We start from the raw sequence: 24,589 nt of genomic DNA on the forward strand, positions 1-24,589 counted from the left end.
TTCAGCCACCCGGGGATAGTATACGCTTTTAGTATACTACGAGCACTTTTTTTTCGTTATCAGAACAGGACCATTTTAAAACAACCTTAAAATTATCCTATGATAAAATTTTTATACGTAGTGTCCCTTGGCATTACTTCTTTTCTGTTATTTATCTTTTCGAAAGAAAAAGATGATTTCGTTTGTAATAACCAGGCCTCCGGCACCATAGCGCTCATTACGGATTCAACGGGAAGCTACCTGGGCGTAATTACAGACCAGGATAAAATATTACATCCCTCTTCCATGAATGAAGATATTATATTGGCTGCCGGGCAAAAAGTTACCATTTGTTATAATGTAGATTCTTCAAAATATGTGCCGGTGAACGCTTCCGTTCCGGTTAATATAAAGTCAGTAAGCTATCACCCTCAATAAACCAGCGGGTTTCGTTGTTTTTTTCCACAAAGCCACAGGAACACAAAGGAAAAGGTTTTGTGGCGGTATTGTTTTTTTATGATCGTTTTCGTAAGCTTCTTAGTTTTTGAGCAACCCCTTAATAGTTGTATAATCCGTTATTTTTGCACATGCAAAAAAAAGGAACCGGCGGCATTTCCATTCTGGCTATTGAATCATCCTGCGATGAAACTTCAGCAAGCGTTTGTGTTGATGGCAGGATACTTTCCAACCTTATCGCTTCACAAAAGATACACGAACAATATGGCGGTGTAGTACCCGAACTGGCTTCAAGGGCGCATATGCAAAACATAGTGCCGGTTGTGGATGGAGCAATACAAAAAGCAGGGCATGCATTGCAGGCTATTGATGCTATTGCATTTACCCGGTCGCCGGGTTTGATCGGTTCGTTGCTGGTAGGGTCGCAGTTTGCCAAATCGCTGGCGCTGTCATTAAACATACCCCTCATCGCTGTACACCATATGCAGGCGCATGTGCTTTCCAATTTAATTGATGACCCCAAACCTTCCTTTCCGTTTTTATGCTTAACGGTAAGCGGCGGACATACACAGATCGTTCTGTGCAAATCGCCCCTGCAAATGGAAGTCATCGGCGAAACTATAGATGACGCGGCCGGGGAAGCCTTTGATAAATCGGCCAAATTGTTAGGGCTCCCCTATCCCGGCGGTCCCCTGATTGATCTGTATGCAAAAGACGGCGATCCCCGAAGATTCTCGTTTCCGGAGCCGCAGATACCCGCACTCAATTTTAGCTTCAGCGGCGTTAAAACAGCCATCCTGTATTTTTTGCAAAACGCAGGCAAGAGCTATGTTTTTAAAGAAACATTTTCAGCTACGGAAGCCGAAAGGAAGGCATTTATTGATGATAATCTTGCAGATATCTGCGCTTCCATACAGGCCCGTATCGTTTCCATTTTACTGAATAAGCTTAAAAAGGCAGCTATTACAACGGGTGTTAAAAATATTTGTTTGGCCGGGGGCGTATCCGCCAACAGCGGCTTGCGCAAAGCTTTTAAAGAGACGGGAGAAAAGCAGCAATGGAATACCTTCATTCCTGCATTTGAATACTGCACTGATAATGCCGCCATGATTGCCATTACGGGGTATTATAAATACCTGGCAAAAGATTTTGCTGAGCTTTCTGTAACCGCAAATGCAAGGGCAGAATGGTGATGGCGCCTGATGAACCCTTCGGTCTTGTAATAATAAAGCCGGTGAATCATACATCACCGGCCTTTTTAAAACGTATAGCTTTATTGTTTGATTATCTTTTGTACAACTTCACTGTTATGATGTAATACTTTTAGAATGTACATCCCCTTTTTCAGGTCTGAAATATAAAGTTGCTGGTTAGCAGTTACATGTTGCCACCGGCGTACCATTTGCCCGCTGATGCTATACAGGATTACGCTTTCAGCTTTGTCAATACCGTTAAGTATAATATAGGTATTAGCGGGATTTGGCCTGACAGCTAATTTTCCGGCGTTCATCACCTTCACACTTATAATGTCACTATAGGAATATCTTCCGTCCAGATCAACCTGTTTGATGCGGTAATAATTAGTACCATATGCTGGTGAATGATCTGTTGCACTATATGTGTGCCTGCCGGGTATGTTTTGTGAGGCAATTTTCGAGAGCTGCATGAAGTTTTTACCGTCAACGCTTCGTTCTATTTCAAAATGAGCAGTATGCTGCTCATGTGCCGTTTGCCATTGCAGGCACACGTTATCAGAGCAATTGGATGCAGTAAAGTTGAGCCAGGTAAGAGGCAGCACACTTGCTATTTCAATCGTTTCACTATTCAGGGTAAGCCCGGTAGCTATGCTGTTAGTAACCACCACCCAATACGTTCCCGGTTGTGTTAACTGTATGGTGGAGTCGCCGGATATAACCTGGTAAGGCGCATCGTCATTGTCCTTATACCATGTATAGGTATTATTACTTAATGTGCCGCCTGCAGTTACTGAAAGTGTTGCATTATTGTTATTGGTGATGGAGAGTGTTTTCTGTGTATCATAATACACTTCATTCAATTCATTGGGGTCCGGATCAAGGCTTGCAATACACTCCATCCCTTCAAAAGTAAACTGGTTGTTGTTCAGAAAAAGGAAATAGCCATTTACCGAACATACATTGGGGGGAACAGGTCCGCCCAGTTGATTGTGTGAAAAATCAAAAGCCTCAATATTTGTTTGTACCCATGTGTCGGGTAGTTCACCGGAGAGCTGATTGTGAGAGAGTATTATTATATTGAGTGATACAATAGATCCCAAAGAAGCAGGAATCTCATTCTGCAGTTGGTTGTTGTTCAGTTGCAAATTGACCAGACCTGTAAGGTTACCCAAAGAATTGGGAAGGGTTCCGTTTAAATTATTAAACGGCAAAAGAATATCCGTAACCCGCTCATTTGTTACTGTTACACCATACCATGTATTTAAAGGAGCGGTGGTAAGCCAGTTGCTGTTGTTAGTCCAGTTTGCGCCATCGGTACTGTTGTATAAATCAACAAGAGCAAGACTGTCTCTTTCCAACATAGTTAAAATATCTGCAATCGTGATGGTATCCGTATAAAGGGTTAAAGCGGTTGCAATGCTATTATTGATAACGGCCCAGTAAGTACCTGTTTCAGCTAAGGTAAGGGTAGAGTCTGCGTTTTTGGCCTGGTAAGGCGCATCCCCATTGTCTTTATACCAGGTATAGGTATTATTGCCCAATGTGCCGCCTGCGGTTACCGAAAGCACGGGGTTGTTATTGGTGATGGGTAAGGTCTTTTGAACGTCATAATCCCACACTTTTTCGGGAAAAGCGGCTATCAATGATTCGATACCTTCAAACGTAAACTGGTTGTGATCCATATATACTTGCCCAAAGTTTGCACCGAATGAGGCTGGCAGATCGCCACTTAGTTGATTGTGCTCAATATTCAGAAAAGCAGTTGTAAGATTTCCAAAGTCGTCCGGCAGAGGTCCGCTCAATTGATTTTTGGCCACGTCAAACCCATATGTAAAAACATCTCCAAAACCCTGCGGTATTTTACCACTCAATTGGTTGTCTCGTAAATCAATGTAATCGTAAATCTTTGTTTTCGTGAGACTTGCAGGAATTTCTCCGGTAAGCTTATTGCGTTCTAAGATCAACCATTTTAATTTGGGTGAATTTCCGAAGGTAGATGGTATTGGGCCGGTTAACTGGTTAACACCCAATTCCAGACTTTCTAAGTCGGGAAAATTGCCTATGCCTGCCGGAATGACACCCGAGAGTTGATTGCCGCCCATATAGATAGTGATAAGTGCGGTAAGATTTTCAAAAGAAGAAGGAAGGCTTCCAACGAGATGATTATCAAACAGATAAACCTCTGTAACCCGGCCATCTTCAACCGTTATACCATACCAGGTATTCAAAGGTGCGGTAGTAAGCCAGTTGCCGTTATCAATCCAGTTTGCGCCATCGGTACTGTTGTATAAATCCACAAGTGCTGTGCTGTCCTGAACATTTACCTGTGCAAAATTTTTTGCAGAAAACAGGTATAAGGCAAAAACAAAGAGTAGCGTTTTATTCATGGGAATTATTTAGTATGGTTATAAAAGTGCTTCGGATAATATTCTATATGGGCATGTATGCTAACCGGTTCAGTAATTACAAATAGTAAACTTGATACCGTCCGGTTAAAAAGGCAGGATTATAAAATTATAAAATAATTCAGGTCAATTATGCACAATACACTAACGCAAAGCAATGGAATTGCTACAGGTAGGATTTCACGTGAATGGGAACTGGAGTTTAAAAGATAAGAGTAATAAAATATAAATATAGAGAATTATTTTTAATAATCCTGTCATTGGGATTTATAAAGCTTAGAGAAAACACTGCTTATGTATAATTATTACGTTTTGTACCGACACCAATAATTTAATTACGAAAAAGAAATCTATTTCTTCCTGAAAAACACCCGCACCGGTACGCCTTTAAAATCAAAATTCGCCCTTAGTTGATTTTCTAAGTAATTTTTGTAAGGCTGTTTGATATCATCGGGGTAATTACAGAAAAAAGCGAAGCTGGGTACAACAGTAGGCAGTTGTGTTACATATTTTATTTTTACGGAATTACCTCTCACTACCGGCGCACGGTAAGCAGCCACCGCTTTAAGCATTACTTCATTGAGTTTGGAAGTAGGTACCTTACGCCGGCGGTTTTCATATACCTGCAAAGCGGTTTCAATTACTTTAAAAATGCGGAGCTTATCTTTTACGGAAATGAATAATACCGGCACATCGGTAAAGGGAGCTAAACGGTTCTTTAATTCTTTTTCATAATCCCTGGCCGTATGTGTTGCTTTCTCCATCAGGTCCCATTTATTCACCAGCAATACAATGCCTTTTCCTTTCCGCACGGCTAAAGAAAAAATATTGATATCCTGCGCGGTAATGCCTTTGCCGGCATCTAACAGTAACAGGCATACGTCTGCTTCATCCAGCGCCTTTACAGCCCTTATTACGGAATAAAATTCAAGGTCTTCTTCTACCTTATTTTTTCGGCGTATACCGGCGGTATCAATTAATATAAATTCTTTCTGAAATAAATTATAGTGCGTATGAATCGTATCTCTTGTGGTGCCGGCTATATCACTTACTATTGTTCGCTCTTCGCCAACCAGCGCATTCAGCAGCGATGATTTGCCTACATTGGGCTGGCCGATAATGGCAAACTTAGGCAGTGCATCTTTTTCTCCTGCTGCATCATCATCCGTATCCGGGATCAGCTTTACCAGGTCGTCTAACAATTCTCCCGTACCGCTGCCGCTGATGCTGGAAAGAAAGTGAATACGATCAAAGCCCATGCTGTAAAACTCGGTGGCATCCAGCATACGCTCGGGATTATCTACTTTGTTTACCACCAGAAATACCGGTTTTTCCGACTGCCGCAACATATCAGCCATGGCTTCATCGAGCGCGGTAATACCGGTAGCAGCATCGCACATGAATATAACAGCATTGGCTTCATTAATGGCAATGCCTACCTGCTTGCGGATCTCCGTTTCAAAAATATCGGCGCTGCCGGGCACAAAGCCGCCTGTATCAATAAGATTAAAGCTTTTCCCGTTCCATTCCGCCACGCCATACTGCCGGTCGCGGGTAACGCCGCTGATGTTATCTACTATGGCCTTGCGTTCCTCAAGCATCCGGTTAAAGAAAGTGCTTTTGCCAACGTTCGGTCTTCCTGTTATAGCTACTGTAAAACTCATACTTTTTTAATTGGTTTAAGCTGGAGGGTTTAACGAGTATGGTAGAAGGTGTAGGGTGAAAGGTATAGGGTAAACATCTCCTTATATCCATCCCATCTTCCTTATCTTTATCGCTATAAATCTTAAGGTGAAAGTTATTTCCCATCTCTACTTCATACCTCACTCCTTATACCTTATACCTTATACCTTACACCCTATACCCTATACCTCACTACCTTATATCCCATATCAGTACCCGTATTCCTTTAAATGTATATCATTGTCTCTCCATTTGGGACGTACTTTAACAAATAATTCGAGGAACACTTTACTGTCCAGAAATTTTTCTATATCCTGCCGGGCTGTTGTTCCGATTTGCCGGATCATTTTTCCTTTTTCTCCCAGAATAATAGCTTTCTGCGATTCCCGGTGAACAATAATCTCTGCCGTTATTTTAATTAAGCTGATCTTTTCCTTAAATTCCCTTACCACTACGGCAGTATGATAAGGAATTTCATCCTGGAAGAGATCAAATATTTTTTCACGTATCATTTCGCCCACAAAAAAACGGGTAGGCAGGTCCGTCAGGTCATCTCCATCGTAAAAGGGCTCTCCTTCCGGCAAAAACTCCAGTATGTCATGGAGCAACCCGTCTGTATTAATTTTTTTAAGCGCCGAAATAGCGATCGTTTTTTTACAATATGCTTTTGCATTAAAAAAATCCGATACCTGCTTTATCTTGTCTTGCTGCACACGGTCAATCTTATTCAGCACCACAAAAGCGGGAACTTTTAACCTGAGTCCTGAAAAAATGCTGTCTGCTTCTTCAAGATTCTCATTTACGTCAACCAAAAGCAATGCAAGATCTGCATCTTCCAGGCTGTTTTTTACCGAATGCATCATTTTTTCATGCAATTTATACCGGGGTTCTATAATGCCCGGTGTATCGGAAAAAATAACCTGGTAGTTTTCGCTGTTTAAAAAACCTTTGATGCGATGGCGGGTGGTTTGTACTTTAGGCGACACAATAGCCAGCTTCTCTCCTATGAGTGCGTTGAGCAAAGTGCTTTTGCCGGCATTGGGTTTACCAAAGATATTTACAAATCCAACTTTCATCAGCATAAAAATTCCTGCAAAGGTAACAGAAACAAAAATTGTTTGGCTGATTAAATACATACACCTACCTTTGCGCCTCCTTAATACTGAAGCGGATGAGTGAAATGAGATTTTAACAGTATGCAGGGATAGCAGTTCAGAAATTTTATTACCTTAATATCGCGAGGTAGAGCAGCGGTAGCTCGTCGGGCTCATAACCCGAAGGTCGGAAGTTCGATCCTTCCCCTCGCAACAACAGAAGCGTCACTGTAAAAGGTGGCGCTTTTTCTTTATATACCTGTGAAGTTTCATGCCTTTTTGTGGTTTGCCGTTTTGCAAGTATTTTCGCAGCTCAATTCAGGTATCAAAAGGGCGACTCCGTTTTCTGCCTGGATCTCATTCTTTACCAAATACATAATTCTGTTATGGCATACGATGTAATTGTTTTAGGCAGCGGCCCCGGCGGATACCCGGCGGCGATCCGGGCTTCACAGTTGGGATTTAAGGTAGCGATCATTGAAAAAGAAAGTTTGGGCGGCATTTGCCTCAACTGGGGATGCATACCTACCAAAGCGCTGCTGAAAAGCGCGCAGGTATATGAATCTATGAAGCATAGTAAAGATTACGGGCTGGAAGCTACAGATGTTAAACATAATTTTGAGGCCGTTATTAAACGCAGCCGCGGCGTAGCCGATAAAATGAGCAAAGGCGTACAGTTTTTAATGCGGAAGAATAAGATTGATGTGATCATGGGATATGGTAAGCTTAAGGCAAAAGGACAAATTGAGGTAACCGCCGCTGACGGGAAAACACAGTTGGTGGAAGGAAAATATATTGTGATAGCCACAGGGGCACGTTCGCGCCCGTTACCCAGCCTGCCTATTGACGGTAAAAAAATAATTGGTTACCGCGAAGCCATGGTATTGGCCCAACAACCTAAAAGCATGATCGTTGTAGGCAGCGGCGCCATAGGTGTGGAGTTCGCTTATTTCTATAATTCGATCGGCACCAAGGTAACTATTGTTGAGTTTTTACCCAGGATTGTGCCGGTAGAAGATGAAGAAATTTCAAAGGAACTGGAAAAGCAATTCAAAAAGCAGGGCATAACGGTTTATACCGGTAGTGAGGTAACCAGCGCAGATACCAGCGGCAGCGGAGTAAAAGCCAAAGTAAAAACCGCTAATGGCGAAATTACCCTCGAGGCAGATATTATACTGAGCGCTGCAGGCATTGTAGCTAATATTGAGAACATAGGACTTGAACAGTTGGGTATTAAAACAGAGAAAGGAAAAGTTACGGTAGATAAATACCAGCAAACCAATGTAGCGGGCATTTATGCTATTGGCGATTGCAGTCCCGGTCAGGCACTGGCGCATGTTGCCGGCAAAGAAGGAATTGTGGCCGCCGAACACATGGGATATAACGAAAAGAAATACCCGCACCTGCCCGAAACAGTGGATTACAACAATATCCCAGGCTGTACCTATTGCACACCGGAAATTGCCTCTATCGGTTATACCGAAAAAGCGGCAAAAGATGCCGGTTATGAGCTTAAGATAGGAAAGTTTCCGTTTATAGCCTCCGGCAAAGCAAGCGCTGCAGGCGCCACGGATGGTTTTGTTAAGGTAATTTATGATGCCAAATACGGTGAATTCCTGGGCGCACACCTGATCGGCTATAATGTAACAGAGATCATTGCCGAAGTATCGGTTGCCCGTAAATTAGAAACCACCTATCACGAAATACTTAACGCTTCCCACCCGCATCCTACCATGAGCGAGGGTATTAAAGAAGCTACCGCAGCCGCTTACGGAGAAGCGATAGATATATAAATGAGTGGTAAGTAGTAAGTAGTAAGTAGTAGGTAGTAAGTGGTAAGTTGGTAAGGAGAAGATGCGGCCGGTACCCGGCGTAAGGGGGGCAGACCGCATCTTTGCGTTTCGTCACATCAAACCCCGCTTTCATCACATTTTAATAATAGCATAGCTTATCTGCTTTACTATTGCATAAACTTACCGGTTATGCAAATAAAGAAATTAGAGCCCTGGGGAGCAGTGATCATTCTCCTCCTTTATATGTTTGTAAAAGCGTTTGAAAGCGTTAGCCTTTCCTCCGGCGCTTTACTACATAAGTACGGGCAGGAAGCTATCCGCTATCATCTTGTTTTTGATTATTACAAGTATTATCTCATACCGCAGCTTACGCTCGTAGTAGTGGTTGCAGTTGTTCTTTTTGCACTGAATTTTAAAATACTTCCCCGTCAAATAGGGAAAAGTAACTATCCCGCTGTTGCCGCTTCCCTTTTTATATCATTTGTGCTGGTATTCCTGGCAGCATTGATCTGCAATACCTGGCTCCGTTACGCCCTCTATGCCATATACGATACAAAAAGAGGAGCCGATATGCAGGTAATGAAAGAATCATTCGGACAAACCCTGCTAATTTTCCTGTTGTTTGCCGCCTATTACCTGTGCAAAATGCTGGCAGTGTGGTTGCATAAGGAAGCATTAAAAGACAAGCCTGTATATAAAAAAATATTTACTGAAGTTATAATAACAGGTTGGTCGTGGATAATGCTGCTTGGCTTTACTTTAATTTTCAGGGAATATATTTTTCGATGGGTTCCCGGGTTTGTTCTGTTGTTGCTGCCCTTCTATATTGCCCTTTTCTTTTTATGGGTTTATTTTTTTTTACCCCGGTTTGCAGTACACGCCAAAAAAAGAAAATTATTACTTCCCTCTTTGCTTATTATTATTGTTTTTGGCATTCCATTGTTTGTACTGTTCGTTAAGCTTTCCGGCGCAGCCGGAAATGAAGGTGTATTTTTTTCCGTTGTCTTTTTTATTGTAGGCCTGCTATGGGTTACCTGGTTGCTGGCACGCTTCTATTTTGATCAGCAAAAAGAAAAATTAAAAGAGATACAGTTCCTTAAGCAAACGGTTTCTCAAAAAAGCGCCGATATAGATTTCCTGCGTTCCCAAATCAATCCTCATTTTTTATTTAACGTGCTCAATACCATTTACGGCACTGCCCTGCAGGAAAATGCCGACCGTACGGCGGAAGGCGTGCAGAAATTAGGAGACATGATGCGGTTTATGCTGCAGGAGAACCAGGAAGAAAAGATACCTCTGGATAAGGAGATCAATTATTTAACAAATTATATTGACCTGCAGCGGCTCCGCACGCTTACATCGCCTGATATAGCCATAGACCTTACTATAAAGGATAAAGATTGCCGGCATTACATCGCTCCCATGCTGCTCATTCCTTTTGTTGAAAACGCTTTTAAGCATGGCATCAGCCTGAAGGAAAGATCGTGGATAAAAATTAACATATCGTGTGATACTGAAAATCTTTATTTCGATGTTTATAACAGCGTTCATCTTCCAAAAGAAGATGATCCCGAAAAGAACCGTTCCGGCATAGGACTGGAAAATGTAAAGCAGCGTTTATCACTTTTATACCCCCATCAGCATGAACTACATATCAGATCAACAAACACCGAATTCTTCATCCACCTCACCATCCGGTTATAACGCCGAAGTATCTTCATGGGATAAAGTACTGTGGTGGATGGCCGCCGCCGATGCACGGCTGATGAAGGATTGCGGGCCAGACAGGTTCCGGTATACCGTGATAGGCTATACGGTAATGGCTACCTGGATATTTGCTACTTTGGCCTGGGGCTATTTCTTTTCCACTTTATTTGATGATATCCTCCTTATTTTACCGGCGGCGCTCTTTTTTGGATTTGTGATCCTGACCATTGACAGGGGGCTTATTGCCGGTATCAACAGCAACGGCGGAAAAAACCGCTGGCTGTCTTTATCCGTCCGGCTTGTGCTTGCCGTTACCATTGGCTTCTTTTTGTCGCAACCCGTGGTGTTAATGCTTTTTAAAAAAGATGTGGATGCGCACCTGCCAGTGGTAAAAGAAAAGAAAACAGCGGCATATACCCAACAAATACGCCAGGAAAATGCATTGCCATTGCAGGATGCCAGAGCGGAGATTGACCGTATCCGTAATGAACAAAAAGCCAGGGAACAGGAGATCCTTGATCTGAAAAATGCTTATATCCGTGAAACCGACGGTACGGGCGGTTCCGGAAAAATTGGCGAATACACCATAGCCCGGGTAAAGAAAATGGCCTACCTGAAAGCGGAAGAAGATATGATAGTCTGGAAAAGAACGATGCAGGCGCCTTTAGACAGTGCACTGGCGCAGGAAAAGAAAATAGAAAACAACATACAGGCACGTATAGGCGAATTTGAAACAGGTTTGTCAGACGGATTTCTTACCCGTATAGAAACCTTGGACGATCTGATGCTTGCCCATCCTCCGGTAAAATACCGCTACCGGCTGGTGATCATGCTGATTATGCTGATAGAGCTCATGCCCCTGCTCACGAAGCTCATGATGCCTTCGGGATTGTACGAAGAAAAAGTACAGGACGCCGTGCTGCAGAAAAAGCTGGCCTGGCAAAATGAAAGAGCTGCTTTTCATGAAGTGGAAAAAGAATTTTATGAAAAAGCGCTGGCTTCCGACAAGTATTTACAAAATGAAGTTATGGCTGAAATTGATGCGTACCGCCGGAAAGAGGCTGAAAATTATTTTAATCAATGGAAGCAAAATCCCGGCAAAGTAAGGCAGTTCTGGGAACAGTTGAAAAGCAAATTGCTGTATTTTAGCAGGAATTAAACCAGGAAGAAAACTCATCTTTAAGAATTAAAAAAGAAAAGAATTTCCAAAGCCTCCTGCTATTGCTGCGGCATTTCACTACCTTCTTATCATATTTTATGAAACAAATCATAGCCTTATTTATTATTCTTTCCACCTTTACAGCATCCTATGCTCAGCAGGGAGAAATTGTACAAACAGTTGGATGAAGTTTTGTAGTTTTATTCAATAACTCAAAACGAAGATGACGGCAACATTAAATCTTCAGGCTTACATTTTTTAAATGCTGCACACTATCGCCATAGATGATGAACCCATTGCACTGGAAGTGGTTAAATCACTTTCAGCAAAAGTGCCTTTTGTAGACTTACAGGCCTGCTTCACCAATGCCTTTGAAGCGCTGGAATATATACAGCAACAAAAAACCGATCTCGTTTTCTTAGATATTAAAATGCCCGATATCAGTGGTATTGACTGGCTAAAGGCTGTTGCCCGGCCACCCATGATTATTTTTACTACCGCCTACAGTGAACATGCGGTGGAAAGCTTCGAACTGGATGCGGTTGACTATCTTTTAAAGCCATTTTCACTTGCCCGTTTTTTAAAAGCAGCCAATAAGGCCAATGAATTGTACCGGTTAAAATCTTCCGCTTCCGTTCAGGAAATCAATCCTGATCATGTATTTATAAAAAGCGGTTACGAGCAGGTCAGGGTAAACTTTGATGATATTGTATACCTGCAGAGTGCGGGCAATTATGTGCATTTTATTCTTGCTGAAAATAAAATACTTTCCAGGCTTACCATGAATGAAGTAGAGTCCCTGCTTCCTGCTGTTCAATTTACCCGCATTCATCGCTCCTATATTGTTGCCAATAATAAAATTACCCGCATGGATAAATATAATATCCGGATAGATGATATTTGCCTGCCGGTAGGTCCGGGTTACAGTACTGTAATTGAACAAATCGTAAAGTGAGTGACGATGAAGCCCGAAGTTGAAAATTCGAAATCCGGAGAGAAGCATCAAGAACCAAATGACAAGAACCAAATAAAATTCAAATGCCAAATCCGAAGAAGAAAATCCGAAATCCGAAGGAGGACGCCCCTGTAACCTGTACCTTGCGACTTGCAACCATAAATCACAAACTATAAGCCAAAAATAAAATCCGAAGCGAGATGCCATTTCAACCACGCCTGCCGGACGGGCAGGTATTAAATTTCAAATTTCAATTCCGCTAATGTCCAATCCCTTTTTTCAATTCAAACAATTTACTATACACCACGATCAGTGCGCTATGAAAGTTTGTACCGATGCGTGCATACTGGGCTCATGGTTCGCAGGAAAGATACCAAAGGAAAGCAAAGTGCTTGATATTGGCGCGGGCTCAGGACTACTGACCCTGATGCTGGCACAAAAGGTGAAAGCGCAAATTGATGCTATTGAAAAAGATGCGCAGTCTTTTAAACAGATGACGGAAAATATTGAGCGGAGCAAATGGAAAGATACGATCAATGCGTTTATGGGTGATGCCATTACTTATGCGTTCCCGCAGTTATATGATTTTATCATCTGCAATCCACCGTTCTATGAAAATGATCTGAAGTCGGGCAATGAAAAGAAAAACCTGGCCAAACACGATACGGGTTTAACATTAGAAATACTTATAAAAATCATTGATGAAAACCTGGCTGCATCTGGCAGCTTTGGCATTCTTTTGCCCTGGCATCGCACAGAACAATTTGAACAGCTTGCTTTAGATAAAGGATTTCATTTGCATGAAAAGCTCCTGGTGAGACAAACACCGCAGCATGGTTTTTTCCGGAGCATTTTACATTTTACCCGGAGCAGCATCAATACGGGGCAAACCGGGGAACTCATCATCAAACAAAAAGACGGAAACTATAGCAGCGCTTTTACAGCCCTGCTGAAAGATTATTACCTGCATTTATAAAAATGCTTTTTCACTGCAACAGCCTACAGCCCCGCATAGTTTTTCAAATATTCATAAGGCGGAGTAAGTTTTCCTTTATCGGTAATGGTTGCCCTTTCAATCATCGGCGATCCGCCTTTCACCAAGTCTTCCAGTATGTATTTTATTAACTGCTCGCCAAAATAACGGGAGGCGTCACGCGGTAATTCATTGGGCAGGTTGCCTACCGCAACAATATCAACCGAGTCTTCAAGATAGGGTGCCGTTTTCGTAAAGGTTTGCCTGTCTACACCATATACCGGGTCTTCCATAGTTTGGTCGCCGAGGTTAACAGGAACGGAGCCATTGATATCATCCGTAATATCGGCAATGGTTTGTATGATAAACCTGTCGGAACTGATGGCTTCCTTTTCAAACAGGCGGGGCATGTTTTGCTCCCAGTATACGCCGTTCAGTAAAATATCTGTTTGTTCTGCATACGGCAAAAAAGTGCAGGTATACTGCTCCGGGTGATCATGGAAATCAATGCGGCTATAGCTGCCCGTGCGTTTGTGCCGGTACAGCCCGGCTCCTTTTAACTGCGTATATACAGGGTAGGCAAAGCGGCGGCTCAAATATTCATCGGGCTCCACTTCGTGAATACCCACCAGGTTCATGATCTCAAGTATGCCATGCGCCACGCGCCCCGAGCCGGTTACCGCTATCTTTACATTCGGGATACGCAACCCAAAGTAGGTATGAATGAGTTCCCGGAAGCTTCTTTGTTTATAAACCCTTTCCAGGTTATACCATCCTGTGCGTTTACCATAGGCCATTAAACCATTATGTGCGCCTACCACTCCTGCAAAAAAGCCAAAACCAATGATCCGTTGCCCGTCTTCATGCTCAAGGCATTCGTAATCTATCAGCGTTATTTTTTGTTCAATTACCGCATGGAGCATTTGCTGATTCTGTGGCTGCTGTTTTTTGGTGTGTGAAAAGAACAGGTAGGTTTTACCGGGGATAAGCATATCAACAGGTACTTCCTTAATACCGAACAATATATCACAGTTGCTCATATCTTCTTTTACTTCAATGCCTGCGGCCCTGTATTCTTTATCGGTAAAACAACGAAGTGAAGCGCTTTGTACGATAACGCGCACATTATCCGAATGCTTATGTATCCATTTGCACTGGGCCGGCGTTAAAGCCACCCGGTTATCAGCAGGATGCTTGCCTTCTCTTATTAGCCCTATTCTGATCATACCCGTAAATATAAATGGTAAAAAGAAGCTATGCTATCAATTTTATCTTACAACGAAAATTGGTAAAAAAATTATTGCTATTCGTAGCGGAATATGTAATATTGCAACCCTTAATAAAGCATCCCTTATTTAAGGATTTTCTAATTGTCTGTCGCCCGGATGGCGGAATTGGTAGACGCGCCAGACTCAAAATCTGGTATTGGCAACAATGTGCAGGTTCGATTCCTGTTCCGGGCACACAACCGCATTTTACATGCGGTTTTTTTATGCCCTAAAATCACTGCCAGTAAAGGGTTTCAGCGTATTGTTATTTCTTATCACTTCCTTTGTTTTGATGTTTTTTTCACAAATTCTGTTACCCCGTTGTTACTTGGGTAACAAAAAATATCAAATAATTCATACCTTAGTGGAAACAAAAGGAAAACAATATGAGCGTAACACTAAGAAAACGCAAAAACGCAAATGGTACGACAACCCTTCGCCTTGACGTTTACCATAATTGTAAAAGATGGGTTGAAACACTAAAGCATCTACAACTATGCAAGGCAACCACTATAGCCGACCGGGAAGCGAATAAAGAAAAGTACAGACTGGCAGAAAGCATTGCTGTTGCCCGGGCCGCTGAACTGGAAGCCAATAATTACAATACGGTTTCTGATGCAGGAAGAAAAACCATAATAACAGACTGGATGCAAACCTACATTGACGGATATACGAAAAAAGATAAACGCAATATGCAGGGAGCATTGAAGCGGTTTATCAACTTTTTGCAGAAAGAAAATAAAGCCGGGTTAACGTTCGGGCAGATTACACCACTACTGATTGAGGATTTCATGGATTATTTACAAAACCAAAGTGAAGGTGAAGGAGCAAGTTCATATTATAGCCGATATAAAAAAATGATGAAATACGCATACCGTAGGCGCTTAATGAAAGAGAATGTACTGGACTTGGTGGAAAAGAAACTAAGGTGCAAAGCTGCAAGAAAGGACATTCTTACCCTTGACGAATTAAAGATACTGGCAGCTACACCAACAGAGAGCGGCGAAGTAAAAAGAGCGTTTCTGTTTTCATGCGTTACCGGGTTACGGTGGATTGATGTTAACAACATCAAATGGAACAACGTTAACCTATCTGAAAAAAGCATAATCCTAAAGCAGAGCAAGACAGGTGAAGAAGTTAGCGTACCGCTCAATGATACCGCTATAAAGCTATTAGGAAAGCCAGGGAAGCCGGTTAACGATGTATTTGCCTTACCTACTGCCAACGGTGCAAATAAGACTGTAAAGGCATGGGTGAAGCGTGGAGGCATAGAAAAAAAAATCACATGGCATAATGCCCGGCATTCGTTCGGTACAAACCTAATATACAATGATGTTGACGTATTAACAGCCTCAAAGCTGTTAGGGCATACCAGCATGAAGCATACACAACGGTATGTGGATACTGCCAATGAAATGAAACAAAAAGCTACTGATAAAGTAAATATTGAATTATGAACCCTATCACAACTGAAACCGGATCGTTTGAAACCCACATAAGAAAAAGGTACACCGCCTATATCTACCTTATAAACGGTAGTGCAGAATTGTTTGAGCAGGAAATTACGGAAGCGTTTGAATACATGACGCCAAGCCTGTTTAATCAGCACTTAGTTGAGTTGGCAGGAATAATAAACTTACCGGAACATGCTATAGAAGGCGTACGCATTACATTACAGGAACTATCCGAATTACAGCGTATGAAAGGCAATCTGGTAAATTATCAATCAACAATATTTCCGGATGTTTTCGCAAAGGCTGAATTGTGTTTATACATGGGTGAATTACCCCGTCCGATAAATACAGATGTGCTATTTGACAGCATACAAATTGACATAGCACAGGTAAAACAAAGAATGGATTATTTGTTTCATGCAAAGCAGTTATCCAAAGCGAACAAAGATGCATTACCGCCGCCAGCATTAGAGCTGTCTAAAATCTTTGTCGGTGAAAGTGAGTTTTCCCTTTGTTTAAATGTGCTGGAAGATGTAGAAGTTACAAGAAATGGCAACTGTATTTTAAAGGGAAGAGGGGGAAATTTGTTCGGTGTTGTTGTGGCGGTTAATGAAGCACCGGGACTGCTAAAACAAAAATTTAGCAATAGAAACGACTTATTGCAATACTTCAATAGGTTTTTGGAAACCTCATTTAAAGAAGTGGATACAAGATCACAATCCTACCAAGAAAGCTATGACGCTGCAAGACGTTATATCAAAAATAATCCTATAAAAAAATAACACTAAACATACCGCCGTTACTTCGCCGTTACTTCGCCGTTACTTCGCCGTTATCTTCCGCTGCTTTCTTTTTACTTCTTATCATCTTTGTTTCGACATCAACAAAGCGCTTTGTTTTTTTAAAACATTTTTCAAAACAAAAAAAAATGGAAAGCAAAAAAGTACTCACCATAGATGAGGCGTGCGCCTATTTAGGGTACAAAAAAAGCTACCTGTACAAGCTAACTATGTCCGGCATTATCCCATTCAGCAAGCCGAACGGCAAGAAACTTTTTTTTGAAAAAATAAAGTTGGAAGCATGGATGTTAAGTAACGCCAACCCCGGCAGCAATGAACGGGGAAAAGTAGCAGCAACCTACGTTACCAGCGAAAAAAAAAGGAGGTAAAGCACTATGAGTACATTACCTCCGACGACATTCGATCCTAATAAATATCCTCGCGAAGATAACGAAAAGCCAGCGTTTACAGCGGAAATATTTGCAGAAAAAAAACATAACACTGCCGCCACCAGCCGGGAAAGCTTTTCCGCATACACAGCAAGCGGGAAGCGTTCAACAGAGCGGGAAAAAGCGCTGGCAGCCATTGGCGAATGGCAGCCCCTAACCAGCAGGAAACTTGCCGAATTAATGCAGGTGGAACGCTGCCACGTTACACGTTGCATTTACGACCTGATGCAGGCGGGAAGGGTACGCATTAGCCACGTAGCCAAATGCCAGGTAACCGGCAAGCGGGTACAGCATTACTGTTTAACGGGCTGGCAGCCGTCTTTATTCAATCAATGATGGCGGTAATGGTAGATAATATAACGCTGACGCTGGAAACCAAACCGCCGCCACAGCTTCATAAAGCCAAAGGACAGCCGTTTGAGTACAAAGGACAGGTATACTGCCCAAAGTACCGTAACGGGCAGTTATGCAGCTATGAGGCGCAAATAAAAAACCTTCGGCTTTACGTTTATCCTGAACGCATTTATTTGACAAATAGCCTGCATAAATTCCATAAGGGTAATAACTATTCAGATTTTACTAAAAGCGAATTGCGGGCAGCTATTGAAGCAATAAGCGATATAACCGGGATCCGATGGGAGCAAGCAGAAATAAAAAAGCTGGAATATGGCTGTAATATTCCGGGCAATGGTGCAGGCATTAGCGCAACATTGCAGGCGTATAAAGGTAAAGATTACCTGCCTATGGCAAAGAACGGTAAAGCATACGGCAAAGCCCTGGACGCCACCAAATACACGCTGAAAGGTTATGATAAGCAGTATCAGGTGCAACAGGTGGATAAGTTACCATTGAGTACACCATTATTCCGCTGGGAAGTTGTGGCGAAGCAAGGGCAGTATTTGCAAAGAATACTAAATATCGAAAAACTCACCTGTAAGAAGGTATTGAGCCGGGAAAGTTTAAGCATCTTAGGGAATGATGCTACTATCAAATTTGAACAAAGTTTAAAAAAACAGAGTATGAATTTACATCTATTGACAGCCGAACAAAAAAAGATCATTGCCGTAATGAATAGCCCGGAAATAAGAGCAGATTTTAAAAACCACCACAAGGAAGCCTATAAAAAATATAACCGGATTTACAGGCAGATAATGCAGGATAAAAGCATTTGCCCGGACGCTAATACCGGGCAGGTTATAAGAGCAAAATTTGACGAATTAATAGCGAACTAAAAAAGTGGCGTGTTCAGCTTGTAATATAGTTGAAAATAGGGGTATGATCGTACCCAAACCAAATAAAGGAATTGAGTAAGTAAACCGAATAAACCGAACCCATAAAATAGGGCAAAATATGGCAGGGAATAAAACATCATTTAAGAAAGGTCAGGGAGGCAGGAAGCCGGGCGCACCAAACAAAGCCACTAAAGATTTAAGGCAATGGATTAACAGTTTCATTGACAGCCAAACAGAGCAAATACAAAAGGACTGGAAGCAACTGGAACCAAAGGATAGGATAATATTGTTTGAGAGGTTACTCAAATACTCCCTGCCCACACTACAGGCAACCAGTTTAACAACGGATTTTGAAAAAATGACAGATCAACAACTGGATCAGATAATTGATGAACTTAAAAAACAAAGTGATGAGAACATTTAAAAACAGAGCGGAAAAAATTGATTTTCTGAAAAATATGAAAAATGGTAAAATAAGAATGGGCCCAAAACCAATACTTTTTGTGAGACGGGAAAAGAGCCTTTATGAACCTGCCAGCCCGGAATTTATAGAGGTTAGGGGAGCGCTTTGTCCTGCTATCCCGGACGATGCAAAGTTTATTGATACCCGTACTGAAGAGTTTTTGACCTATACCCAAATTACTGCCTTGCTGGAAGAAAAATATAAAGGTTACGGGGTATGGTATCAAATTGACGATCCTACCTACTGCCGTTATGCTGCCGTTTTTTCCATTCATTTTGAAAAGGATAGCGGAGGCGTGTATCAGTATCAATGGTTACCCGAACAGGGACGGCAGGCGGTAATGATTGAAAAGTTTACAGATATAATCCAACAACAAAAATGCTACGCTGAAATAAGAGAACAAAAAGAAAAATCATGCAATTAACAACAGATCAAAAACGAAAAATTCATCATTCAGAATAAACTCTTTTTTTCAACTATAAAAACAATAAAAAATGGTACTAAGCATCGACAATGAGTTAGGCAGCAAAAGAAAATTAATGTATGGCGCACAGTTACATGCCGCTCTACGCATACAAGAAGATTACCGTACATGGATGGACAAACATTTGAAAGGAAAGCAGGAAGCATACGACTACTTCAGGGTACAGACCGGGGAAAATCCAATTACCAAAGAAAAATTATTTACAGAGTATTTCCCGGTTGAGACTGCTCAGGAGATTTGCCAGACGGTTCAGACGGATGCAAGCAAAAGCGTATTGAGGGAGATTAATCATGCCTTAAAGCAAGGTCTAAGCACGTTCACCGTGTATTAGAAATTTAAAAGTTCCCTTGCTACCTGGCAGGGGAACATTTTGAAAACTAAAAAATAAAAAATATGAGTACAGAAGCAAGATACTACAGCGAAATGGAACCTTCATTGGACTTCATTAAAAAGCATTTCAGGAAACAAAAAGACATCAATTATGCCCGCCCCTTCCTGGGTATGGTGCAAATCTTCACCGATTTCACAAGGAAAAGCACCCACCCTTCCCGCTTTTGGGATGCATTGATCCATGAGGGGTACAGGTACGAGAAAGGGGAACGTGACTTTTTCCTGAACGTTGATGAAAGCGTATTGCAGGAAATGGAAAGCTATTACACAGACACCGTGCAGGTGAAAATAAGATTTTCCAAACCTCTTGACCGGCGGGAAAACCTGAAAGAACTTATTAATGGTATACCATGCAGTCCGAACGAATATCATTTTGTATTTAACCGTCCGGGGAATTATGTTATACGATTTTTAACTGACGCCACCGGTTCCGTCACAGAGGTGAAGCAGTTCACGTATGAAGAAGGCTTTAAATTAATGCATGGTGCAAACTTTGTACCGGAGAACAAGGCTCTTTAGTGCCATAAAGCCTTATGTTTCTTGTCCCCGGCTGTTTCTACAGTTGGGGTTTTTTATTGTTCATTACGTAATGAAGATGTAAAGGGCGGTCATATTTGACCAGGGTACGATTTCAAATCCGACCCCTTCGCCATGATGGTGAACCCCGGATATTTATGACCGGGTGACATGATAAAGGAAAATGTACTATCTTAATGTTTTAATTAGGTTAGCAACAGCCACCCGGTAATAAGTGAATTTATTGCCGGGTTTTTTATGGGTAAAAGTGAGTGTTATTACAATTTATGTTACTCTGTTGTTACTTCATACCTAATGAATAGGTATTAATATATTGATAATTAATTAGTTGTAAGCATAGGTATTATTCCTGTTCCGGGCACACTTTACACCCTGTAGTCATTGACTTACAGGGTTTTTTAGAGCCTGTTACAAGAGAAAGTGTTATTAAAAAAAGGCTTTCTCAAAGGCTGCAACGCTTCCATGTCCTTCTGCCTGAACAACATTCATTTTTTGTTTTTCTTCCCGACGGGGTCTTCACAGTCAGGCAACTGTGTGGAGAGCAGACCCCGGCGAATCGTTCAGCACCAGGGTTTCATAGCTAGCTCACAACGGCTGGTGATGAAGACCCCGCGCGAATTAAGAAATAGTCATCGCTCCATAGTATAAAGCGCCCTCCAATGCGCTCTCATTATTAATAAAAGCAACTATAAAAAGAAGATATGATCAAACGCTTTACTTTATCATTCCTGATCAGCATATGCCTCTTCAACAACATACCCGCACAAATCAGTCAAAACAGTTTTTACCAAAAAGTACAAACCAATATTGTGTTACCGCCGGAAGCAGGCAAAAATATTATCCGCCTTTTTCATTCCGCCAACGGAATAATTGCCGTTAGTAATAATGGAGTATTCCGGTATAGCAATGGCAAATGGTTGGGCAAAGCCGTTAATGATTATTGGCGCCTGGCAACTACCGATGCACAAAACAATCTCTGGCTGGCTTCACAAAAAACAATTCAGAACGAAGCGGGAAAAATCATTCCCCTGCCCGGCGAAGCCGGGCGCGATACCTTACAATGCCTTTATTGGGAAAATAACCAAACCTTACACCTGGGTACTACCGGTGGACTATACACGTGGAATGGCGGTTGGACGCCACAGCCTCAACTAAAAGATATTTCCGTTAACGACATTATTGCCGATGCACAGCAACGCCTGTGGGTAGCTACCAATAATGGCTTGTGGCGCCGTGAGGGCGGCAAATGGACCAATCTTGATGAAACCCTGATGGCAGAAGGGAACCACCGCACCTATTTTGCGCTCGCTGCCTGTAACAAAGGAGCAGATATCATTTTCAGCTCCCCGCTATCGGTGGGTTGCATTGCCGCCAACGGCGATCATTGGGTGTGGAAATCAACCGATGGATTGCCTTACGGACCTGTAACCCGTATTTGCACTGATGAAAAGGAATTTTGGCTGGGAACCCGTAAAGGCGCCATACAAAAGGATACAGCCTGGCATTACTATAACGGGAGGAGGTGGCTGCCAGCCTCAAAAGTGAACGATATGCTTATACTGCAGCCGGGGAAAGTATGGATCGCTACGCCGGAAGGTATCAGTGAAATACGAAACGAACAAACAACGCTCGTGCGAAAAGCCGATCATTATGAAGCCGTTATTGACAAACGTCACAACCGCTGCGGGCTCATCAATATTTCAAAACTGGCAGTGCCCGGCAATATTGCTACCAGCTTTACTGAAAACGAAGACAATGATGGTTTATGGACTTCCTGCTACCTGGCCGCGCAATGTTTCCGTTATGCAGTTACCAAAGAAGCACACGCGAAAGAAAAAGCCATTCGTACTTTTGAAGCCCTGGAACGGCTGGAAACCATTACAGGTATACCAGGCTATCCCGCACGTTCATACGCGAAGGCAGAAGATAAAGTTGTTCAATCGCGATCGCCACATCCCAAACGCTGGCATTTTTCTAAAGATGGCAAATGGCAATGGCTCGATGATACGAGCTCTGATGAAATTACAGGTCACCTGTTTACCCTTTCATTGTTTTACGAACTTGTTGCCGATACCATGCAAAAGCTCCGTGTAAAACAACTGGTGGACCGAATTGTTTCACATATTGTTGATAACGATCTTCACCTTATTGATTTTGATGGCAAGCCAACCCGCTGGGGCATCTGGCATCCTGATTCCCTGAATCATTCTCCTAACTGGATGTATGAACGGGGACTGAACTCACTGCAGATACTTTCATTTTTAAAAACTGCCCTGCATTATACCGGCAATCCAAAATTTGAAAAAGCCTATCGTATCCTGGTGGATAAACACGGGTACGCAAACAATGCGGTACAGGCAAAAATATTTGGACCGTTTGAAACCAGCCATTCCGACGATATACTCAACTTTTTCCCTTACTATGGATTGCTTAAGTATTCCGGCAATGATCCTCACCATACCCGGTTTATTCAAAGTCTGGAACGCAGTTGGCGCAATGTACGCAACGATCGCATGCCGGTGTGGAATGTTATTGCCAGTGCATTATTGGGTAAAAACTGCGATCTTGATATAGCATTGGAAGAATTGCAGCAATACCCGCCTGACCTTATAGATTGGACCATGGAAAACAGCCACCGCTGGGATCTGCAGAAAGACCCGCTTACAGACCGGGGACGAAAGCAGCAGGCCGTACATCCTGTACCCACACCTGAAAGTGGTGTATCGCGCTGGAATACCAACCCTAAAAGGCTGGATACAGGCCGTGGCGGTGAAACCGAAGAAACAGGCACTTATTATTTGTTTGCTTACTGGATGGGGAGATATTATGGATTTTGGGAGTAGTAGTGATGCAAAGCGCGTATTTCCGGATTTTTCATCTGTTGATGCTCCGGCCGCCGCCGCTGGCATACCCTGTTTTGGCATAAGGCATAAGGAGTAAGGTATAGGGTTGAGAAGTTTATGTACTTAGCTGTGGTACTGCTATTAAGCTTTTGTTGCCACGCTCGCTTGTACTGTAACAACACTATGAAGCTTTGCCACGCTTCGGTTGTTGGTGAAAACACCAAACAACGGCGCGGCTGCCGGGAACACCAACGCGGACAAAAATATTGGATGTTATCTACATTACTACTTTCATTTATTCTATTCAGATATAAACATCCCACTTGCACTTGTTAAGGGTTCTCACTTATACTGTCGGATGATTCGGTCATATTGTCTAACAAAAAGCTCCTACAAGAATCAAACAAATACATATTAAACACCCTATTAAATTCAAGAACACTATCCTTTACTTCTTTTGGCAAAGAATTAAAATAACTTCCAGAAAGCCCGCTAGCCGAATAAATTTTGAAAAATTTGTTTTCGAGGTTTAACTTGCTATCACAAATAATTCTAGCATTATAGGCATCCGATTTTTCTCTGTTCTCCTTTAGGCAATTACAGTACTTCTTTGCCCAGTATCGAGCATCAAAGTCTTCTTCTTTTACATTTTTTATACAACTGCCGCAGAAAACTAGTATAACAACAATACTACGGCAAATTTTAATCTCCATATGGGGTGCATTTAAATTGTCCCGCACTGGCGCAGGTTTGGTAGTATTGCTTTGTGTTTAGCCAGACCTGTGCTTTGCTGTTACTACATCTTTATCAATATACGCTTACTATTTCTAATAATCCTTTTTTGTTTTTCGTATAATAATCTGTTGCACTACTATATTTCCAATTTTTCTTCCCGACGGGGTCTTCACAGTCAGGCAACTGTGTGGAGAGCAGACCCCGGGGAATCGTTCAGCACCAGGGTTTCATAGCTAGCCCACAACGGCTGGTGATGAAAACCCCGGCGCGAATTATAAGAACAAATAGCGTGGTTGGCAAACCCTACCCATCCGACTTGTTTGGGTGGGTAACCGAAGCGTGGCAGAAGCTGCATAGCGTTGTTGTTGTACAAGCGTGCGACGCAACAGGAGCGCAATAGCAGCACCACAGCTAAGTACATACACCTCCCAACCCTATACCCTATACCCTACGCCCTATACCCTACTCCTTATGCCTCGCAGCTTTTACAGCTCACCAAGTTTTCTTCCCGACGGGGTCTTCACAGTCAGGCAACTGTGTGGAGAGCAGACCCCG

Annotated in this window: 22 protein-coding genes and 2 tRNA genes; 19 read left to right on the forward strand and 5 right to left on the reverse strand. The window is 42.4% G+C overall.

All coding sequences use genetic code 11. The features are described 5' to 3' along the window. Positions 1-99: 99 nt before the first annotated feature. Positions 100-417: a hypothetical protein gene (locus PLE34_RS15710; protein WP_324558475.1), complete on the forward strand. Its 318-nt coding sequence runs from the start codon at positions 100-102 to the stop codon at positions 415-417. A 149-nt stretch (positions 418-566) separates the two neighbouring features. Then, positions 567-1,628, forward strand: a complete 1,062-nt coding sequence (gene tsaD, locus PLE34_RS15715; RefSeq protein WP_324558476.1) for a tRNA (adenosine(37)-N6)-threonylcarbamoyltransferase complex transferase subunit TsaD — start codon at positions 567-569, stop codon at positions 1,626-1,628. Between the two features lie 80 nt (positions 1,629-1,708). Here the strand turns inward: tsaD and PLE34_RS15720 are convergent, their stop codons facing one another. From PLE34_RS15720 to era, 3 genes are all read right to left on the reverse strand, one after another. Further along, positions 1,709-4,018, reverse strand: coding sequence for a T9SS type A sorting domain-containing protein (locus tag PLE34_RS15720; protein WP_324558478.1), 2,310 nt, complete (start codon positions 4,016-4,018; stop codon positions 1,709-1,711). Between the two features lie 368 nt (positions 4,019-4,386). Then, the gene (gene der / locus PLE34_RS15725; RefSeq protein ID WP_324558480.1) at positions 4,387-5,700 is read right to left on the reverse strand and encodes a ribosome biogenesis GTPase Der; all 1,314 of its coding nucleotides are present in this window, start codon (positions 5,698-5,700) and stop codon (positions 4,387-4,389) included. Between the two features lie 228 nt (positions 5,701-5,928). Next, the gene (gene era / locus PLE34_RS15730; RefSeq protein ID WP_324558482.1) at positions 5,929-6,855 is read right to left on the reverse strand and encodes a GTPase Era; all 927 of its coding nucleotides are present in this window, start codon (positions 6,853-6,855) and stop codon (positions 5,929-5,931) included. 100 nt (positions 6,856-6,955) lie between these two features. Between era and PLE34_RS15735 the strand changes: the two genes are divergently transcribed. The 6 genes from PLE34_RS15735 to PLE34_RS15760 all read left to right on the forward strand — a co-directional run bounded on the left by PLE34_RS15735 (position 6,956) and on the right by PLE34_RS15760 (position 13,403). After that, positions 6,956-7,027: transfer RNA gene (locus tag PLE34_RS15735), tRNA-Met, on the forward strand. 172 nt (positions 7,028-7,199) lie between these two features. Then, positions 7,200-8,606, forward strand: coding sequence for a dihydrolipoyl dehydrogenase (lpdA, locus tag PLE34_RS15740; protein ID WP_324558484.1), 1,407 nt, complete (start codon positions 7,200-7,202; stop codon positions 8,604-8,606). A gap of 189 nt (positions 8,607-8,795) precedes the next feature. After that, complete coding sequence (locus PLE34_RS15745) at positions 8,796-10,310, forward strand: sensor histidine kinase (RefSeq protein ID WP_324558486.1); 1,515 nt, start codon at positions 8,796-8,798, stop codon at positions 10,308-10,310. Then, positions 10,249-11,472 (forward strand): DUF4407 domain-containing protein, encoded by a 1,224-nt coding sequence (locus tag PLE34_RS15750; protein ID WP_324558487.1) that lies wholly within the window; start codon positions 10,249-10,251, stop codon positions 11,470-11,472. Before PLE34_RS15745 ends, PLE34_RS15750 begins: the two co-directional genes overlap by 62 nt. Before the next feature lie 262 nt (positions 11,473-11,734). Beyond that, complete coding sequence (locus PLE34_RS15755) at positions 11,735-12,427, forward strand: LytR/AlgR family response regulator transcription factor (protein WP_324558489.1); 693 nt, start codon at positions 11,735-11,737, stop codon at positions 12,425-12,427. A gap of 262 nt (positions 12,428-12,689) precedes the next feature. Then, positions 12,690-13,403, forward strand: a complete 714-nt coding sequence (locus tag PLE34_RS15760) for a tRNA1(Val) (adenine(37)-N6)-methyltransferase (RefSeq protein ID WP_324558490.1) — start codon at positions 12,690-12,692, stop codon at positions 13,401-13,403. A gap of 23 nt (positions 13,404-13,426) precedes the next feature. Here the strand turns inward: PLE34_RS15760 and PLE34_RS15765 are convergent, their stop codons facing one another. Further along, complete coding sequence (locus PLE34_RS15765; protein WP_324558491.1) at positions 13,427-14,626, reverse strand: NAD(P)-dependent oxidoreductase; 1,200 nt, start codon at positions 14,624-14,626, stop codon at positions 13,427-13,429. A 153-nt stretch (positions 14,627-14,779) separates the two neighbouring features. Between PLE34_RS15765 and PLE34_RS15770 the strand changes: the two genes are divergently transcribed. The 11 genes from PLE34_RS15770 to PLE34_RS15820 all read left to right on the forward strand — a co-directional run bounded on the left by PLE34_RS15770 (position 14,780) and on the right by PLE34_RS15820 (position 23,299). Continuing rightward, positions 14,780-14,863 (forward strand) — tRNA-Leu (locus tag PLE34_RS15770). Positions 14,864-15,054: 191 nt separating this feature from the next. Continuing rightward, complete coding sequence (locus tag PLE34_RS15775) at positions 15,055-16,125, forward strand: tyrosine-type recombinase/integrase (RefSeq protein ID WP_324558493.1); 1,071 nt, start codon at positions 15,055-15,057, stop codon at positions 16,123-16,125. Between the two features lie 89 nt (positions 16,126-16,214). Then, entirely contained in the window at positions 16,215-16,904 is a 690-nt protein-coding gene (locus PLE34_RS15780) for a hypothetical protein (protein ID WP_324558494.1), read from the forward strand. A 146-nt stretch (positions 16,905-17,050) separates the two neighbouring features. Then, positions 17,051-17,290 carry a helix-turn-helix domain-containing protein gene (locus tag PLE34_RS15785; RefSeq protein ID WP_324558496.1) on the forward strand — a complete coding sequence of 80 codons (240 nt, stop codon included), beginning with the start codon at positions 17,051-17,053 and terminating at the stop codon, positions 17,288-17,290. A 6-nt stretch (positions 17,291-17,296) separates the two neighbouring features. Continuing rightward, positions 17,297-17,686, forward strand: coding sequence for a hypothetical protein (locus PLE34_RS15790; RefSeq protein ID WP_324558497.1), 390 nt, complete (start codon positions 17,297-17,299; stop codon positions 17,684-17,686). Then, the gene (locus tag PLE34_RS15795) at positions 17,683-18,582 is read left to right on the forward strand and encodes a hypothetical protein (protein ID WP_324558499.1); all 900 of its coding nucleotides are present in this window, start codon (positions 17,683-17,685) and stop codon (positions 18,580-18,582) included. Before PLE34_RS15790 ends, PLE34_RS15795 begins: the two co-directional genes overlap by 4 nt. Positions 18,583-18,700: 118 nt before the next feature. Then, entirely contained in the window at positions 18,701-19,006 is a 306-nt protein-coding gene (locus tag PLE34_RS15800; protein ID WP_324558501.1) for a hypothetical protein, read from the forward strand. After that, positions 18,993-19,469: a hypothetical protein gene (locus PLE34_RS15805; protein ID WP_324558503.1), complete on the forward strand. Its 477-nt coding sequence runs from the start codon at positions 18,993-18,995 to the stop codon at positions 19,467-19,469. Before PLE34_RS15800 ends, PLE34_RS15805 begins: the two co-directional genes overlap by 14 nt. 70 nt (positions 19,470-19,539) lie before the next feature. Then, positions 19,540-19,860 carry a hypothetical protein gene (locus tag PLE34_RS15810; protein ID WP_324558505.1) on the forward strand — a complete coding sequence of 107 codons (321 nt, stop codon included), beginning with the start codon at positions 19,540-19,542 and terminating at the stop codon, positions 19,858-19,860. Positions 19,861-19,922: 62 nt separating this feature from the next. Next, positions 19,923-20,438 carry a hypothetical protein gene (locus tag PLE34_RS15815; protein WP_324558506.1) on the forward strand — a complete coding sequence of 172 codons (516 nt, stop codon included), beginning with the start codon at positions 19,923-19,925 and terminating at the stop codon, positions 20,436-20,438. A gap of 719 nt (positions 20,439-21,157) precedes the next feature. Then, the gene (locus PLE34_RS15820; protein WP_324558508.1) at positions 21,158-23,299 is read left to right on the forward strand and encodes a ligand-binding sensor domain-containing protein; all 2,142 of its coding nucleotides are present in this window, start codon (positions 21,158-21,160) and stop codon (positions 23,297-23,299) included. Between the two features lie 332 nt (positions 23,300-23,631). On the opposite strand, the gene PLE34_RS15825 is transcribed toward PLE34_RS15820, so the two are convergent. Beyond that, on the reverse strand, positions 23,632-24,012 hold the full coding sequence (locus tag PLE34_RS15825) for a hypothetical protein (protein ID WP_324558510.1): 381 nt from the start codon (positions 24,010-24,012) through the stop codon (positions 23,632-23,634). Between the last annotated feature and the right edge of the window lie 577 nt (positions 24,013-24,589).

It is taken from the genome of Agriterribacter sp., from assembly GCF_035445465.1.
Lineage (GTDB): Bacteria > Bacteroidota > Bacteroidia > Chitinophagales > Chitinophagaceae > Agriterribacter.